Genomic DNA, 14,830 nt, shown 5'->3' with positions numbered 1-14,830 from the left:
CAAGTGCCGCGATCTGCGCCTATGTTTCGAGCATGATTACAGAACTCGGACATTTTGCGCTTATCCTCGCTTTTCTCGTCGCGATTGTGCAGACCGTGATCCCGCTGATCGGGGCGCAAAAGCGCTGGCCCTCCTGGATGGCCGTGGCAGAGCCCGCAGCGGGGGCGCAGTTTGCCCTGACTGCGGTTGCTTTCGGCGCTCTGATGTACGGGTTTATCGTATCGGATTTCTCGCTCCAGCTGGTCTGGGCCAACAGCCATTCGGCCAAACCCATGCTGTACAAGATCAGCGGAACATGGGGCAATCACGAAGGTTCGATGTTGCTTTGGGTGCTGATTGTTGCGCTCTTCGGCGCGATGGCCGCGTGGTTCGGCAATGGGTTGCCGCCAACCCTGCGGGCACGTGTTTTGTCGGTACAGGGGGCCATTGCGGTGGCCTTTTCCGCTTTTATCATCTTCACGTCGAACCCGTTCTTGCGGTTGGATACGCCGCCCTTTGACGGCCAAGACCTGAACCCGCTGCTGCAGGACCCTGGCTTGGCCTTTCATCCGCCGTTCCTTTATCTTGGCTACGTTGGTCTTAGCATGACTTTCAGCTTTGCTGTGGCAGCGCTGATCGAAGGACGCGTGGACGCCGCCTGGGGCCGTTGGGTAAGGCCTTGGACGCTGGCGGCATGGGTGTTCTTGACGATCGGCATCGCACTGGGGTCCTGGTGGGCCTATTACGAGCTGGGTTGGGGCGGGTTCTGGTTCTGGGATCCTGTGGAAAACGCGAGCTTTATGCCTTGGCTGCTCGCGGCCGCACTCCTGCATTCTGCCATCGTTGTGGAAAAGCGCGAGGCGCTGAAAAGCTGGACGATCCTGCTGGCGATCCTCGCCTTCGGATTTTCCCTGATCGGTACTTTCATCGTCCGCTCCGGCCTGCTGACATCGGTACACGCTTTTGCCAACGACCCCGAGCGGGGCATCTGGATCTTGCTGATCATGGGTTTTTTCATGGGCGGCGCATTGGTGCTGTTCACGCTGCGTGCCGGCGCGATGGAGGCGAAGGGCGTCTTTGGTTTGGCCAGCCGTGAATCCGCGCTCGTGGTGAACAACCTGTTGCTGGCGGTGTCCTGTTTCGTGGTCTTCGTCGGCACCATGTGGCCGCTTGTGGCCGAGATGTTTTTCGACCGCAAACTCAGCGTTGGACCGCCATTCTTTAACGCAGCCTTCACGCCCTTCATGGTGGCATTGGGTTTGATCCTGCCTGTTGGTTCGGTGCTGCCATGGAAACGGGCGAATATTTTGCGGGCGATGAAACCGCTGCGCTATGTGTTCTTGCTGGCCATTGCCGTGGGTGGTCTGGCCTATGCGATGCAGTCGGGGCGCAGCTTGATCGGTCCGGTGGGCATGTTCTTGGGAGCATGGCTTGTCATGGGGGTTGTGGTCGAGCTGTTTCAGCGCACGGGACGTGGCAGCAACCGGATGGGCCGCCTGGCACGCTTGCCGCGTGCGGACTGGGGCAAGGCCGTCGCGCATGCGGGTCTTGGTATCACGATGGCCGGGATCGCCGGGCTGACCGCCTGGACCGTCGATGACATTCGTGTGGCACAGTTTGATCAGCCCTGGACCATCGGTAATTACGAGCTGACGCTGCTCGATGTGCAGGAAGACCGGGGGCCGAACTATCTTTATACACGCGGTATCCTGACGCTTGCACAGGATGGGGAGGTGATCGCCGAAATGCGGCCCGAGAAGCGTTTCTATCCGGTGGCGCAGATGCCCACGACTGAGGCCGCGATCGACTATGACCTGATCCGCGATGTCTATGTCGTGATTGGCGACGAACAGAACAACGGCGGTTGGACCATTCGGACCTATATCAAGCCGATGACCAACTGGATTTGGATCGGCGCTGCGCTGATGGCGCTTGGTGGTCTGTTGAGCCTGTCAGATCGCCGCTTCCGCGTGGCTGCGGGGGCAGGGCGGCGGCGTGAGAAAGAAGACGCTGTGGTGGCTGCAGAATGAAGCGGCTGGCGTTGATCTTGGTGTTGATGGCCACCCCGCTTTTGGCCGTGCAACCCGATGAAATCCTTGACGATCCGGTGTTGGAAGAGCGGGCGCGGGAATTGTCAAAAGGCCTGCGCTGTCTGGTCTGCCAAAATGAAAGCATTGACGAAAGCAACGCCAGCCTTGCGCGTGATCTGCGACTGCTGGTGCGCGAGCGGCTGGTTGCGGGCGATAGCGATGAGGAAGCGGTAGACTTTATCGTTGCGCGCTATGGCGAATTTGTTTTGCTGAACCCGACGACGAAAGGGGCCAATTGGCTGCTTTGGGCGGCCGGACCGCTGATGCTATTGCTCGCGGGGGGCGTGGGCATGGTCTATCTGCGCGGACGGTCTCGAGCGGGTGAGGCGGGCGAGACGCCGCTTAGTGCTGACGAACAAACCCGGTTGAACGATATTCTGGGGCGGTAGCCTGTAACTTGGCTGGTGACGTGCGGTTTTGCTGGTTCTGTGGCGCCGGTTTGATAACAAGGTTCAAACGCAGCTGATAAGGACGCCCAAGCATGGACTACCAAACACTCACATATGCCCTTGAAAACGACGTGGCGGTGATCACACTGGCGCGCCCCGATAAGATGAATGCGCTGACCACACAGATGCGGGCTGAAATCGCGCATGCGGCCACTCAGGGCGGCAAAGAGGCGCGGGTGCTGGTGTTGACCGGGGAAGGCCGTGCATTCTGCTCTGGCCAAGACCTTGGGGATCGCGCCTCAGGCGGGGCCGCGGATACGGAACGGACCCTGCGCGACGAATATGCGCCGATGCTGCGGGCCATCGTGAATTGCCCGATCCCGACAATTTCCGCTGTGAACGGGCCCGCCGCAGGGGCGGGTGCCAATCTGGCACTGGCCGCCGATGTGGTGATTGCGACTGAGTCCGCCTATTTCCTTCAGGCCTTTACCCGCATCGGCCTGATCCCGGACGCAGGTGGTACCTATACGCTGCCGCGTTCCATGGGTACGGCCAAAGCGATGGGAGCAGCATTGTTTGCTGACAAGATCAGCGCCCGCCAAGCCGATGATTGGGGTATGATCTGGGAAGCGGTCGCGGATGCAGAGTTCGACGCCGTGTGGCGGAGCCGTGCGGCGCATCTGGCTGCCGGTCCGACCGTGGCCTACGCACAGGCAAAGCGAGCGATCCGCGGGTCATGGGACAATTCGTTCGAAGACCAGTTAACACTGGAAGGACAGGCGCAGGGCGTTTGCGGCAAATCCCGCGACTTTCAGGAGGGCGTGCTTGCCTTTATGGAAAAGCGCGACGCGACCTTCGAAGGACGCTGAGAGCAACAGCGGGGCAGGGACATTGGCCTCTGCCCGCTTTCCTGCATGACACTTATTGTAGAATAGCAGGGCGTCGCGCTGCAGAACTTGAGGTCCCTCAGTCTGCACTCGCGATCTGATCAGGCGAGATTTCGCCTTGTCAGACTGCCCGTTCGACCAAGAGCACATCGTCTGGTGACAAAGCCCGCCCCGCAGCGCTGGCAATCACCGCGACGGCTACACCATCAGCCAAGACCGTCTGGACGGAACCGGATACGTCGCGGATCGTGATTTCGGGCGGCGTGTCGCCCTTGTTGTACACCACCGCAACCTGATCACAGTCTTTGAGGTTGTCCGGCACCAAAGCACCTTGCGGCGCGGAATCCTGGCCGACAGTCTCCGACGGCATACCCGTGGCACGATCCCAGCAGAGATGTCCCATATTGCGGTCGGAATTCATGCCGGAAGCCTCTGTTTCAGGCGCATCATGCGTCCTTCGTGAACTTTGGCTTGTTTCAGGTCCGCAAGGAACCGGATTGCGAACACGCAGAGCAAGATTACACTCAGGACAGCAGTTATTTGAACAAACATAGCACACCTTTCAGACACCGTTGAAATCAAGGTAGCTGTTGCCCGCTCAACGGGTCAAGCATTCGGCGGTATTGTTGGGGTGCGCGAAACAATGTCTTAATTGCGCCTCATTTCTGCCTTGGGTGTTTCGAAACACGCACATTCCGCAGAAACAGTTTTGCGTATTTCTGCCTATTTTTGTGACGCTGGCGGGTATTCAGTTCCTGCGCACCGAATCGGAATGTGTCGTAACTATGTCCGAAAATGCTTTTGCAGCAGTGGGGCGTTGCTAAGTTTGAAACAGTGCGAAACGCAAAACGCCCCGGCGATACCGGGGCGTCTGATGCCGATAAACCAGTATCTCTACGCTAATGCGTTACCGGTTTTCGATGTCCACATAGTCGCGGGACGTGTCGCCCAGATACAGCTGGCGCGGGCGGCCAATCTTGTTCTGCGGATCTGCGATCATCTCTTTCCACTGCGAAATCCAGCCTACGGTCCGGCTCAATGCAAAAATGGGCGTGAACATGGATGTGGGGAAGCCCATCGCTTCGAGAATGATGCCGGAATAGAAGTCCACGTTCGGGAACAGCTTTTTCTCTGCAAAATACGGATCGCTCAGGGCGGCGGCTTCAAGCTCTTTGGCGACTTGCAGGATGGGGTTGTTTTCCACACCCAGCAGTTCCAGCACCTCGTCTGCGCTTTCCTTCATCACCGTGGCACGGGGATCGAAGTTTTTGTAAACGCGGTGGCCAAAGCCCATCAGGCGGAAGGGATCGTCCTTGTCCTTGGCGCGGGCGATAAATTCGGGGATGCGGTCCGGTGTGCCGATTTCCTTGAGCATCTCAAGACAGGCCTGGTTTGCACCACCATGTGCCGGACCCCAAAGGCAAGCAATACCAGCGGCGATACAGGCAAAGGGGTTCGCGCCCGATGAGGACGCCAGCCGCACTGTGGAGGTCGAGGCGTTCTGTTCGTGGTCAGCGTGGAGTGTGAAGATACGGTCCATTGCGCGGCTGAGGATCGGATTGACGACATAATCCTCGGCAGGGACGGCAAAGCACATGCGCAGGAAGTTCGACGCATAATCCAGATCGTTGCGTGGGTACACAAAGGGCTGGCCGATGGTGTACTTATAGGCCATCGCGGCAATCGTCGGCATCTTGGCGATCAGACGGATCGAAGCGACCTCGCGCTGCCACGGATCAGCGATATCGGTACTGTCGTGATAGAAGGCAGACATCGCGCCAACCACACCCACCATAACGGCCATCGGATGCGCATCGCGGCGGAAACCGCGGAAGAAGTTCATCATCTGCTCATGCAGCATGGTGTGATTAGTCACACGGCTTTCAAAGTCTTCCAGCTCTGCCGGGGAGGGCAGGTTGCCGTAAAGCAGCAGGTAGCAGACTTCGAGGTAGTGGGATTTGCCCGCCAGCTGGTCGATCGGATAGCCACGATGCAGCAAAACGCCCGCATCGCCATCAATATATGTGATTGTGCTATCGCAGGCGGCGGTGGAGGTAAAACCGGGGTCGTATGTGAAGACATTCGCCTGGGCGTATAGCTTGCGGATATCAATCACGTCGGGGCCGGAAGTGGGTGAAAACATCGGCAGATCGTAGTCTTTACCGTCGATGGTTAGTTTGGCTGATTTTGTGCTTTCGGTCATGCGGTCCCTCTCATTCGGTTGGCAGCCGGGCGTCCTGCCCGCTGTCCGACAACGCAGCCCGAAGCGGATACGTTGCCCAGTGTTATCGTTGGCGCAGTTGAGAAGGTGTTAACGTCTCACTCCGCCAGGTCCGTCAGGCGGGCGAGGGTTTCATCGCGCCCCAACACAAGCATCATGTCATAAACAGATGGGGTTACTGCGCGCCCTGCAAGTGCCGCCCGAAGGGGCCCCGCGAGTTTGCCGAATTTGGTATCATGCGCGGCAGCAAAACCGTTCATCACCTCTTCCAGCGTTTCTCTATCCCAGCTACCATTCTGCAAATGCGGCGTCAATTCGTTCAGCATACCACGGGATACTGAATCGAGATTTTTTTGCGCCTTTTCATCTGGTGCGATGGGCCGGGATGTCAGCACAAAATGTGCCTTTTCAATAAGTTCCGGTAATGTCTTGGCGCGTTCTTTTAGGCAATACATCGCGCGCTCCAATCCATCGGACTGGGTTTCCGTGAGGGCAGGTAACCCGGCAGCGCTCAAATAACTCTCACATTCCTGCCGCAACGCAGCATCATCAGCCTGTGCGATATGCTGCCCGCAGATGCTTTCGAGCTTTTTGAGGTCGAACTGCGCGGGGCTTTTGCGAATGCCATCCAGATCGAACCACTCCATCGCCTGTGCATCGGTGAAGAACTCGTCGTCCCCATGGCTCCACCCCAGTCGCGCGAGATAATTGCGCATACCTGCGGCTGGAAAGCCCATCACCTGATATTCCTGCGCCCCCAAGGCCCCATGACGTTTGCTCAGCTTTTTGCCATCAGCGCCGTGGATCAGCGGGATATGCGCCCAGACCGGCACATCCCAGCCCATCGCCTGATAGATCATCATTTGCCGCGCGGCATTGTTCAGGTGATCGTCGCCCCGGACCACATGCGTCACGCCCATATCATGATCGTCCACCACAACCGCCAACATATAGACGGGTGTGCCATCGGAACGTAACAGAACCATGTCATCCAGCGTGTTGTTCTGGATGGTCACATCCCCCTGCACGGCGTCTTGGATCACGGTCGTCCCGTCCTGTGGGGCTTTGATGCGGACCACATACGGCGCGTCAGGATGGCTTGCAGGATCCGCATCGCGCCAGGGCGAATGGTATAGCGTGCTCTTCCCTTCGGCTTTGGCGGCTTCGCGGAAGGCTGCGATTTCCTCTTGCGTGGCAAAGCACTTGTAGGCCTTGCCCTGGGCAAGCAGGTCAAGCGCCACTTCGGCATGGCGTGGCGCATTTTCGAACTGGCTGACAATGTCACCGTCATGATCCAGACCAAGCCAGGCCATACCCTGCAGGATGGCTTCGGTCGCGGCAGGGGTCGAGCGTGCGCGATCCGTGTCTTCGATCCGCAGCAGGAATTTGCCGCCACGCCCGCGGGCATAAAGCCAGTTGAACAGCGCCGTCCGCGCCCCGCCGATATGCAGGAATCCGGTGGGGGACGGGGCGAAGCGGGTGACGACGGGTGCGGACATGGCGGGCTTTCTGATCTGACGTAACTGAATGGGGCCGGGCAGAGGGCGCATTTACCTTTTGCTAACCAACCTGACCCTAAGCTTTGTTGCCTGTCTATCCAGTGCGGTGAACGGGGGCAAGCGGTGGGCGGAAGGCCATGTGGTGATGATTATATGGGGGCATATGCAGGCTGTTTTGCTCCGCCAGCGCGGCGGAATGCTCGGCTGGGTGCCGGTGTGTCTTGCCATTGGGATCGGCGCATATTTCTCTCTCAAATCGGAACCCGGCATCCTGACTTTCGCAGCCTGCGTCATGGCGGCAATCGCTTTGGTACCCGTGGCACGCTTCGTGACCGAGGCACTTGCCCCTTTCCCCATTGCCATAGCCCTGTGTCTGGTCGGCTTTACGCTCGCAGGACTGCGGGCGCATTCGGTAGCGGAACCGGTGCTGGGCTGGCGCTATTACGGGGCAGTCGAGGGCCGTGTCATCGCAATGGACCGCAGCCAGTCGGACGCGTTACGCTTGACGCTGGATCAAGTGCGACTGGACCGCGTGCCGCACGTCCGCACACCCGAACGTGTACGCATTTCATTGCATGGCAAAGGCGCGGCTGGGATCGCGCCGGAACCGGGGTTGCGGGTGATGACAACGGCGCATCTGTCGCCGCCCTCCGGCCCTGTTGAGCCGGGGGGCTTTGATTTCCAGCGCCATGCGTTTTTTGCGAAATTGGGTGCCGTGGGCTATACCCGCGTGCCACTGATGGGGGCCGCAGAAGCCCGCGAAGGACATGCCGGTTTGCTGGTGTTCCGTCTGCGCATGGCTGCCTCTGCACACATTCAGAACCGCCTGCCGGGGGACACGGGCGGCTTTGCCGCTGCGATCACCACGGGCGACCGGAGTGCCATCAGCCAGCAGGCGCTGGACGCGTTGCGGGCCAGCAATCTGGCGCATTTGCTGGCTATCTCGGGCCTTCATATGGGGCTTTTAACGGCTGTTGTCTTCGGTGCCCTGCGGCTGATCCTTGCGGCCCATCCTTACACATCGGTCCGCTGGCCGACCAAAGCCATTGCCGCCGTCGGTGCGCTGATCGCGGCAGCAGGCTATCTGGCGTTGTCCGGCGGGAATGTAGCAACCCAGCGGGCCTTTATCATGGTCGCAGTGGCGCTCGCGGCGTTGTTGATCGGGCGAAGGGCCTTGTCTTTGCGCGCTGTCGCAGTGGCCGCCATTATCGTGCTGGTGCTGCGACCAGAGGCGCTGATGGGGCCGGGGTTTCAGATGTCATTCGCGGCGACCACGGCTTTGGTTGCGGTATTTGGCTGGATCCGGGACATGGAGCAGAACCTTGTCCCACGATGGGCCAAACCGTTTGTCGCCACCTTTATCTCCTCTGCTGTTGCGGGGATCGCCACTGCGCCGATTGCTGCGGCACATTTCAATGCCATCGCCCATTATGGGCTGATCGCGAACCTCTTGTCGGTCCCCCTGATGGGCGTGCTGGTCATTCCGGCGGCAGTTCTTGCGTTGGTGCTGGCTCCGCTGGGGCTGGACTGGATTGCGCTTTGGGCGATGGGGCTGGGGCTCGACTGGATTCTGGGGGTGGCCCATTTCGTGGCGGGGCTTGAGAACGCCCGCCGGTATGTGCCGGGACCGGGGCCGTGGGTGCTGCCCTTGCTCGGGCTTGGGTTTTTGACCTTGATCCTGTGGCAAGGGCGCTTGCGATGGATCGGTGTTGCCGCGATGGGCCTTAGCATGGCTCTATGGCAGGGAGCCACGCGGCCTGATGTGCTGATCTCGGACACCGGCACATTGGTCGGCGTGATGACATCGCAGGGCCGCGCGTTGAGCAAGGAGAAAGGGGCGGGTTTCGTCGCCCGCAACTGGCTTGAAAACGATGGCAGCGGAGATACGCAGGCTTGGGCGGCCAAACGCTGGCAGATGGGTGAAATTGTGCACTTGTCCGGGAAGCGCGCTGTGTCAAAGTTCGCAGGATGTAATGCGGATCAAATCGTCGTTGCCTCTGCGCCGGCAGAGGCATTGCGGGCGCAAGGTTGTCTGTTGTTTGACCCCCGAATTCTCAAACAGACCGGATCGGTTGCTTTGGATAAGACCCCCGAAGGGTGGCGCATCACCACGGCAAGGGACCAAGCGGGAGAGCGGCTTTGGACCGCATGGCCCAAAGCGACTGCCGCCCCGGATCAATATGTGCGGATCAAACCAACCAAACGGCCCTGAACCTTGACCTGATCGGCGGGCAAGACGCGGGTATCGTAAGCGGGGTTTGCCGCCTCAAGCGCAATGGAAGCCCCCTTACGACGGAAGGTTTTCAATGTCGCCTCAAGATCACCGACAAGTGCGACAACAATGTCCCCGTCATCCGCCACAGATGTTTCGCGGATCACCACAACATCACCGTCGTTGATGCCAGCGTCGATCATCGAATCGCCTTTGACCTCAAGCGCATAATGATCACCGGACCCTGCGATCATGCCACCGGGCACGGTCACCGAATGGGTCATCTGGTTGATCGCCTCGATCGGAACACCAGCCGCGATCCTGCCCATGACAGGCACCGAGTGCGCATCACTGTTGCCGACGGGCATCGCAGCAGCGGGGGGCGGGGTATCTGGACGGTCGCCATCAATCACGCGCGGGGTAAAGCCCGCGTTCGGGGCACCGCCCAGGCTCTCGGGCAGTTTGACAACTTCAATCGCGCGGGCGCGGTGCGCCAGACGGCGAATAAAGCCGCGTTCTTCCAATGCAGTGATCAAGCGGTGGATGCCGGACTTCGACCGCAGGTCCAGCGCAAGCTTCATCTCATCAAAGCTGGGCGGCACGCCATCGCGCTGCACTCTCTTGTGAATGAACGCCAAAAGATCGAGCTGTTTCTTGGTCAACACCGCATAGCCTCCTCAATTGATTTGGGTTTGTTCTATGGATGTTCTTGTTTTGTGTCAATAGTGATCAGAGTGCGATGTAGGATACCAATTCACCCTCACCGCGTGCAGGATCGTCTACGGGACGGACCAAAAGTGCATCGGCACCGGCAAGCACCGACAGAAGTGCGCTGTCTTGTTGGGCGTCAGGACGTACCGTTCCCTCCACCAGTTTGGCGCGCATGTAATGCGCACGTGGTCCATTGGCGGGCAGGTCGCAGCCCAGCGGCGCTTGCCTGTGCAGCTGTTCGTCCGTGCCAAGGCCCAGCATCTTGCGTAGGACCGGCAGTACAAAGACCGTACCGCAGACCATCGCAGAAACCGGATTGCCCGGAAGCCCGATCATCGCGGCATTTTTCAAACGGCCTGCCATCAGCGGTTTGCCGGGACGCATCGCCACTTTGTAAAAGCTTTGCTCCAACCCGATTTGCGCGGCGACAGGGCCCACCAGATCATGATCGCCCACCGAGGCACCGCCGATGGTCACGATCAGATCGCTGCCTTCAGCCAAGGCAAAGGCTTGTTTCAAAGCGCTTTCTGTATCCCTTGCGATGGGGAGCATGCGCACTTCAGCGCCAGCCTGTTCCAGCATTGCCGCCAGTCCGTAACTGTTGGAGGCGACGATTTGGTCGGGGCCGGGAGCCTCGCCCGGTTGGACCAATTCATCACCTGTGGCAAGGATTGCAACGCGCGGTTTGCGGGTGACCGGCACAGCAGCGATGTTCATCGCGGCCAGCAACGCAACATCGGCAGGGCGCAGCACAAGCGGTGCCGCAACACGTGCCCCTTCACTGAAATCTCCGCCGGCGGGGCGGATGTTGTCTTTATCGCCAGTCTTATGGCCCAGCGTGATCAGGTTACCGGTTCGGCTGGTGTCTTCTTGAATGACAACGAAATCCGCGCCCTCCGGAACGGGCGCGCCGGTGAAAATGCGGACAGCCTGACCGGGGCGCAGGATGCCTTCAAACCGATGGCCCGCAGCCGCTTCGCCGATGACTTTGAACATTGCGTTCGGTTCGACTTCGGCGCGGCGCAGGGCATAACCGTCCATAGACGAGGCCGCGAAGGGCGGTTGGGTGCGTGTGGCAAAGACATCCTGCGCTAGGGCGCGACCGGCCGCATGGCGCAGCGGCACATGCTCGACCTCAAGCGGCCTGACAAGATCGAGCAGGGCGGCGCGCGCCTCTGCGACCGAAATCATGTGGCCTCATAGCGGCCGGATTTACCGCCGTCTTTCAGAACGACCCGCAAGCCGTTGATCTCCATCGCTTTGTCGACGGCTTTGGTCATGTCATAAACTGTCAGCGCGGCGACGGAGGCGGCGGTGAGTGCTTCCATCTCGACACCGGTCTGGCCAGTGGTTTTCACTGTGGCCGTGATGCGGATGCCGGGCAAGCTGGCGTCCGGCTCCAACTCAACCGCGACCGATGTAATCGGCAGAGGATGGCACAGCGGAATAAGGTCGGCGGTCCGCTTGGCTGCCATAATCCCGGCAAGCCGTGCAACGCCCAAAACATCGCCCTTCTTGGCGCGACCTTCGGTAATGATATCAAAGGTTTCACGGCGCATAGTGATGTGGTTTTCCGCCACAGCGACGCGGGATGTGACATCCTTGTCCGACACATCGACCATATGGGCGTCACCCTTGGTATCAAAATGCGTCAGCGCCATCACATGCCCCCTGCGGTCAGCGGGTTGGCGAGCAGCTTGGTGGTGGCCTGCGCCACATCGTCCTGCCGCATCAGGCTTTCGCCGATCAGGAAACACCGCGCCCCGTAGCGGGCCATATCGGCCAGATCGTCGGGCGTCGACAGACCGGATTCGCAGACCATTATGCGGTCGGCGGGCACCTGTTTTGACAATTGACGTGTCACATCAAGTGAGGTCTCGAAGGTATTGAGATTGCGGTTGTTTATGCCGATCAGCTTGCTTTCCATCCGGGCCGCACGCTCAAGCTCGGCGGCGTCATGCACTTCGATCAGCGCATCCATGCCCCACTCGGCGGCGGCTGCCTCCAGCTCTGCCGCTTGCGCATCAGAGACAGAGGCCATGATGATCAGGATACAATCGGCCCCCAAAGCCCGGGCCTCGGCGACCTGATAGGTGTCGTACATGAAATCCTTGCGCAAGGCGGGCAGATCGCAGGCGGCGCGGGCTTCGGTAAGAAAGCTCTTGGCCCCTTGAAAGCTGGGCGTGTCGGTCAGGACCGACAGGCAGGCGGCACCTCCGTCGGCGTAGGCTTGCGCAAGGCTGGCGGGGTCGAAATCCGCGCGGATCAGCCCTTTGGACGGGCTCGCTTTCTTGATCTCGGCGATCAACCCGTAGCCTTCAAGAGAAGCACTGTGGAGGGCCTCTGCAAAAGGGCGCACGGGCGGTGCAGCTTGCGCATCGGCTTCGACGTCAGCCAGTGGTTTAGCAGCCTTGTCGGCGGCAACTTCGTCAAGCTTATAGGCTTTGATCTTGTCTAAAATGGTCTCGGTCATGGTCCCTCCGGGTCGCCCCAGTTTATGGCGTCCAAGCCCTGCGCCTGCAACCATGCATTCGTTTGGCTGAACGGGCGGGAGCCGAAAAAGCCGCGATAGGCCGAAAGCGGCGAGGGGTGGGCGCTTTCGATTTTCAGATTTGGGGGGCTGTTGACTCGAGCGGCGCGTTTTTGCACCGGTCCACCCCATAGAATGTAGGCGCGGGGTCGGTCCGCAAGATGCAAGAGCACTTCTTTCACCAGCAGGCTCCAGCCAAGTTTGTCGTGGCCTTTTGCAGCACCTTGAGGAACGCTGAGCGCAGTATTGAGCAGCATGACCCCCTGATCTGCCCAGTCCGACAGATCGGTGCGGCTGCGGTTCTGTCCCAGATCGGTTTTGATCTCTTTGAAGATGTTACCCAGACTATCAAGCCGCCCGCCGAACCCTTGAGGAATTGAAAACGCCAGCCCATCGGCTTTGCCGGGCGTATGATAGGGGTCCTGACCCAGAATAATCACCTTTGTGGCGTCAGGCTGACAGCGTTCCAATGCGGCAAAGGTATCACTGGCCGGAGGAAAGACGGGGCGGGTTTCCAGTGCGAGTGCATTCTCGATCTCGTGCAAGGTTGTATTGAAGAACGGCAGATCGCCCCACGCGCCCAGCCGCGACAGATCAAAGCGGCTCATTTCTCGTGGGAAAGCGCGGCGACGCGCGTGATTTTGTCCTTCGCGGCCCCTGAGTCGATGCTTTGCGCCGCCATCTCGACGCCCGCTTTTAAATCCGGCACCGCATCGGCCACCAACAGGGCGGCAGCGGCGTTCAACAGCACCGCATCGCGGTATGCAGATACCTCGCCGTTCAGTAGTGCTTTGAAGTCGAGTGCGTTTTCTTCAGGTGTGCCACCCACGATGTCCTCGAACGGATGCACGGGCAGGCCGGCATCTTCGGGATGGATTTCAAAATCCGTGACGGCGTCATCAGCCAGCCCGGATACCCAGCTGACGCCCGTAATTGTCAGCTCGTCCGTGCCGTCAGAGCCGTGCACCAACCATGCTTTCTCCGATCCCAGCGCCTGCAAAGTCTCCGCCATCGGGCGGATCAGGTCGCGGCGGTAGGCGCCGGTCAGCTGGCGTTTGACACTTGCGGGGTTGGTGAGGGGCCCCAGAATGTTAAAGATCGTCCGCGTGCCAAGTTCAGAGCGCGTTGGCATCACATGGGCAATCGCGGGATGATGCATGGGGGCCATCATAAAGCCGATGCCTGCCCCTTCGAGCTCGCGCTCCACCACTTTGGGGCCGACCATCACGTTCAGACCCATCTGTGTAAGTGCATCAGCTGCACCTGACTTCGAGGATAAGTTGCGGTTGCCATGTTTTGCCACCACAACGCCTGCACCCGCCACGACAAAGGCAGTCGCGGTCGAGATGTTGAGCGTGCCTTTGCCGTCGCCACCTGTGCCCACAATGTCCATCGCGCCTTCGGGCGCTTTGACTGCGTGGCATCTGGCGCGCATGACCGATGCCGCGGCCGCGTATTCATCGACTGTCTCGCCCCGCGTGCGCAGGGCCATCAGGAAGCCGCCCATCTGGCTCGGGGTTGCTTCACCGTCGAACAGGATCTCGAACGCCTCGGCGGCCTGCGCGCGGGTCAGCGGGCCATTTGCAGCGGCATCAATCAGTGGTTTCAACGCCTCACTCATGCCGGCACCTTCATCTCGTCAAGGAAGTTCTGCAACATCGCATGCCCATGTTCAGAGCGGATGGATTCGGGGTGAAACTGCACGCCATGGAGTGGTAATTCGCGGTGTTGCAGGCCCATGATCGTCCCGTCTTCCAGGGCTGCGGTCACCGTCAGGCAATCGGGCAGGCTGTCGCGGTCAACGACAAGCGAATGATAGCGGGTCGCGGCGAACGGTGAGGGCAAACCTGCGAAAACGCCGGTACCTTCATGATGCATCTGGCCCATCTTTCCGTGCACGATATCGGCCGCACGCACCACTTTGCCGCCAAAGGCCTGTCCCAAAGTTTGATGCCCCAGACAGACGCCCAAGAGCGGGATGCGCGCCTCAGCGGCAGCAAGGGTGAGATCCAGGCAGATACCCGCCTGATCCGGATCACAGGGGCCGGGCGACAACAGGATGCCCGCAGGCCGCATCGCGAGGGCGTCGGCAACGCTCAGCTTGTCGTTGCGGTGCACCTCAACTTCCGCGCCCAAAGTGCCCAGATAGTGAACAAGATTATAGGTAAAGCTGTCGTAGTTATCGATAAGCAGCAACAATGGTCAATTCTTTGCATCTGGTGTGGGCCTTAAGGCTGGCGATCCGCCAATGCCTTGGGATATACTTACCCCTAGATGTTCAGGCTTGTCCCGCGCCGTCAAGAGCGCGTTCA

Annotated in this window: 14 protein-coding genes; 4 read left to right on the top strand and 10 right to left on the bottom strand. The window is 59.8% G+C overall.

What is annotated here, in order from left to right; genetic code table 11:
* The first annotated feature begins 32 nt into the window (after positions 1 to 32).
* The 3 genes from Z945_RS0116675 to Z945_RS0116665 all read left to right on the top strand — a co-directional run bounded on the left by Z945_RS0116675 (position 33) and on the right by Z945_RS0116665 (position 3,327).
* Positions 33 to 2,009, top strand: a complete 1,977-nt coding sequence (locus tag Z945_RS0116675) for a heme lyase CcmF/NrfE family subunit (RefSeq protein WP_025053232.1) — start codon at positions 33 to 35, stop codon at positions 2,007 to 2,009.
* Positions 2,006 to 2,458 (top strand): cytochrome c-type biogenesis protein, encoded by a 453-nt coding sequence (locus Z945_RS0116670; protein ID WP_025053231.1) that lies wholly within the window; start codon positions 2,006 to 2,008, stop codon positions 2,456 to 2,458. Before Z945_RS0116675 ends, Z945_RS0116670 begins: the two co-directional genes overlap by 4 nt.
* A gap of 92 nt (positions 2,459 to 2,550) precedes the next feature.
* Positions 2,551 to 3,327: an enoyl-CoA hydratase-related protein gene (locus Z945_RS0116665; RefSeq protein ID WP_025053230.1), complete on the top strand. Its 777-nt coding sequence runs from the start codon at positions 2,551 to 2,553 to the stop codon at positions 3,325 to 3,327.
* A gap of 139 nt (positions 3,328 to 3,466) precedes the next feature.
* Here Z945_RS0116665 and Z945_RS0116660 read toward each other — a convergent pair whose 3' ends face one another.
* From Z945_RS0116660 to gltX, 3 genes are all read right to left on the bottom strand, one after another.
* Positions 3,467 to 3,766: a hypothetical protein gene (locus Z945_RS0116660; RefSeq protein WP_025053229.1), complete on the bottom strand. Its 300-nt coding sequence runs from the start codon at positions 3,764 to 3,766 to the stop codon at positions 3,467 to 3,469.
* A gap of 486 nt (positions 3,767 to 4,252) precedes the next feature.
* A complete protein-coding gene (locus Z945_RS0116650; RefSeq protein WP_025053228.1) occupies positions 4,253 to 5,548 on the bottom strand; it encodes a citrate synthase in 1,296 nt (431 codons plus the stop codon).
* A 116-nt stretch (positions 5,549 to 5,664) separates the two neighbouring features.
* A complete protein-coding gene (gene gltX, locus Z945_RS0116645; protein WP_025053227.1) occupies positions 5,665 to 7,065 on the bottom strand; it encodes a glutamate--tRNA ligase in 1,401 nt (466 codons plus the stop codon).
* Positions 7,066 to 7,210: 145 nt separating this feature from the next.
* Between gltX and Z945_RS0116640 the strand changes: the two genes are divergently transcribed.
* Positions 7,211 to 9,277: a ComEC/Rec2 family competence protein gene (locus tag Z945_RS0116640; RefSeq protein ID WP_025053226.1), complete on the top strand. Its 2,067-nt coding sequence runs from the start codon at positions 7,211 to 7,213 to the stop codon at positions 9,275 to 9,277.
* Here Z945_RS0116640 and lexA read toward each other — a convergent pair.
* The 7 genes from lexA to Z945_RS0116605 form a co-directional block, all read right to left on the bottom strand.
* Positions 9,241 to 9,942 (bottom strand): transcriptional repressor LexA, encoded by a 702-nt coding sequence (lexA, locus tag Z945_RS0116635; RefSeq protein WP_025053225.1) that lies wholly within the window; start codon positions 9,940 to 9,942, stop codon positions 9,241 to 9,243. The two genes, Z945_RS0116640 and lexA, sit on opposite strands and share 37 nt — an antisense overlap.
* A gap of 64 nt (positions 9,943 to 10,006) precedes the next feature.
* On the bottom strand, positions 10,007 to 11,179 hold the full coding sequence (locus Z945_RS0116630; RefSeq protein WP_025053224.1) for a molybdopterin molybdotransferase MoeA: 1,173 nt from the start codon (positions 11,177 to 11,179) through the stop codon (positions 10,007 to 10,009).
* Positions 11,176 to 11,649: a cyclic pyranopterin monophosphate synthase MoaC gene (gene moaC / locus Z945_RS0116625; protein WP_025053223.1), complete on the bottom strand. Its 474-nt coding sequence runs from the start codon at positions 11,647 to 11,649 to the stop codon at positions 11,176 to 11,178. Before moaC ends, Z945_RS0116630 begins: the two co-directional genes overlap by 4 nt.
* Complete coding sequence (gene trpC / locus Z945_RS0116620; protein WP_025053222.1) at positions 11,649 to 12,461, bottom strand: indole-3-glycerol phosphate synthase TrpC; 813 nt, start codon at positions 12,459 to 12,461, stop codon at positions 11,649 to 11,651. Before trpC ends, moaC begins: the two co-directional genes overlap by 1 nt.
* Positions 12,458 to 13,126 (bottom strand): uracil-DNA glycosylase, encoded by a 669-nt coding sequence (locus Z945_RS0116615; protein ID WP_025053221.1) that lies wholly within the window; start codon positions 13,124 to 13,126, stop codon positions 12,458 to 12,460. The genes trpC and Z945_RS0116615 overlap by 4 nt, the downstream gene beginning before the upstream one ends.
* On the bottom strand, positions 13,123 to 14,139 hold the full coding sequence (gene trpD / locus Z945_RS0116610; protein ID WP_025053220.1) for an anthranilate phosphoribosyltransferase: 1,017 nt from the start codon (positions 14,137 to 14,139) through the stop codon (positions 13,123 to 13,125). Before trpD ends, Z945_RS0116615 begins: the two co-directional genes overlap by 4 nt.
* The gene (locus Z945_RS0116605) at positions 14,136 to 14,717 is read right to left on the bottom strand and encodes an anthranilate synthase component II (protein ID WP_025053219.1); all 582 of its coding nucleotides are present in this window, start codon (positions 14,715 to 14,717) and stop codon (positions 14,136 to 14,138) included. Before Z945_RS0116605 ends, trpD begins: the two co-directional genes overlap by 4 nt.
* Positions 14,718 to 14,830: the final 113 nt, after the last annotated feature.

Source organism: Sulfitobacter noctilucae (assembly GCF_000622365.1).
GTDB lineage: Bacteria > Pseudomonadota > Alphaproteobacteria > Rhodobacterales > Rhodobacteraceae > Sulfitobacter > Sulfitobacter noctilucae.
The sequence above is the reverse complement of the archived record's forward strand: the minus strand, read 5'-3'. Positions and strand labels throughout refer to the sequence as shown.

Excerpts from the sequence above, each read along its gene's own strand:
- Z945_RS0116675 (WP_025053232.1), top strand. The coding sequence starts at position 33 with ATGATTACAGAACTCGGACATTTTGCGCTTATCCTCGCTTTTCTCGTC.
- Z945_RS0116670 (WP_025053231.1), top strand. The coding sequence starts at position 2,006 with ATGAAGCGGCTGGCGTTGATCTTGGTGTTGATGGCCACCCCGCTTTTG.
- Z945_RS0116665 (WP_025053230.1), top strand. The coding sequence starts at position 2,551 with ATGGACTACCAAACACTCACATATGCCCTTGAAAACGACGTGGCGGTG.
- Z945_RS0116660 (WP_025053229.1), bottom strand. The coding sequence starts at position 3,766 with ATGAATTCCGACCGCAATATGGGACATCTCTGCTGGGATCGTGCCACG.
- Z945_RS0116650 (WP_025053228.1), bottom strand. The coding sequence starts at position 5,548 with ATGACCGAAAGCACAAAATCAGCCAAACTAACCATCGACGGTAAAGAC.
- gltX (WP_025053227.1), bottom strand. The coding sequence starts at position 7,065 with ATGTCCGCACCCGTCGTCACCCGCTTCGCCCCGTCCCCCACCGGATTC.
- Z945_RS0116640 (WP_025053226.1), top strand. The coding sequence starts at position 7,211 with ATGATTATATGGGGGCATATGCAGGCTGTTTTGCTCCGCCAGCGCGGC.
- Z945_RS0116630 (WP_025053224.1), bottom strand. The coding sequence starts at position 11,179 with ATGATTTCGGTCGCAGAGGCGCGCGCCGCCCTGCTCGATCTTGTCAGG.
- moaC (WP_025053223.1), bottom strand. The coding sequence starts at position 11,649 with ATGGCGCTGACGCATTTTGATACCAAGGGTGACGCCCATATGGTCGAT.
- trpC (WP_025053222.1), bottom strand. The coding sequence starts at position 12,461 with ATGACCGAGACCATTTTAGACAAGATCAAAGCCTATAAGCTTGACGAA.
- Z945_RS0116615 (WP_025053221.1), bottom strand. The coding sequence starts at position 13,126 with ATGAGCCGCTTTGATCTGTCGCGGCTGGGCGCGTGGGGCGATCTGCCG.
- trpD (WP_025053220.1), bottom strand. The coding sequence starts at position 14,139 with ATGAGTGAGGCGTTGAAACCACTGATTGATGCCGCTGCAAATGGCCCG.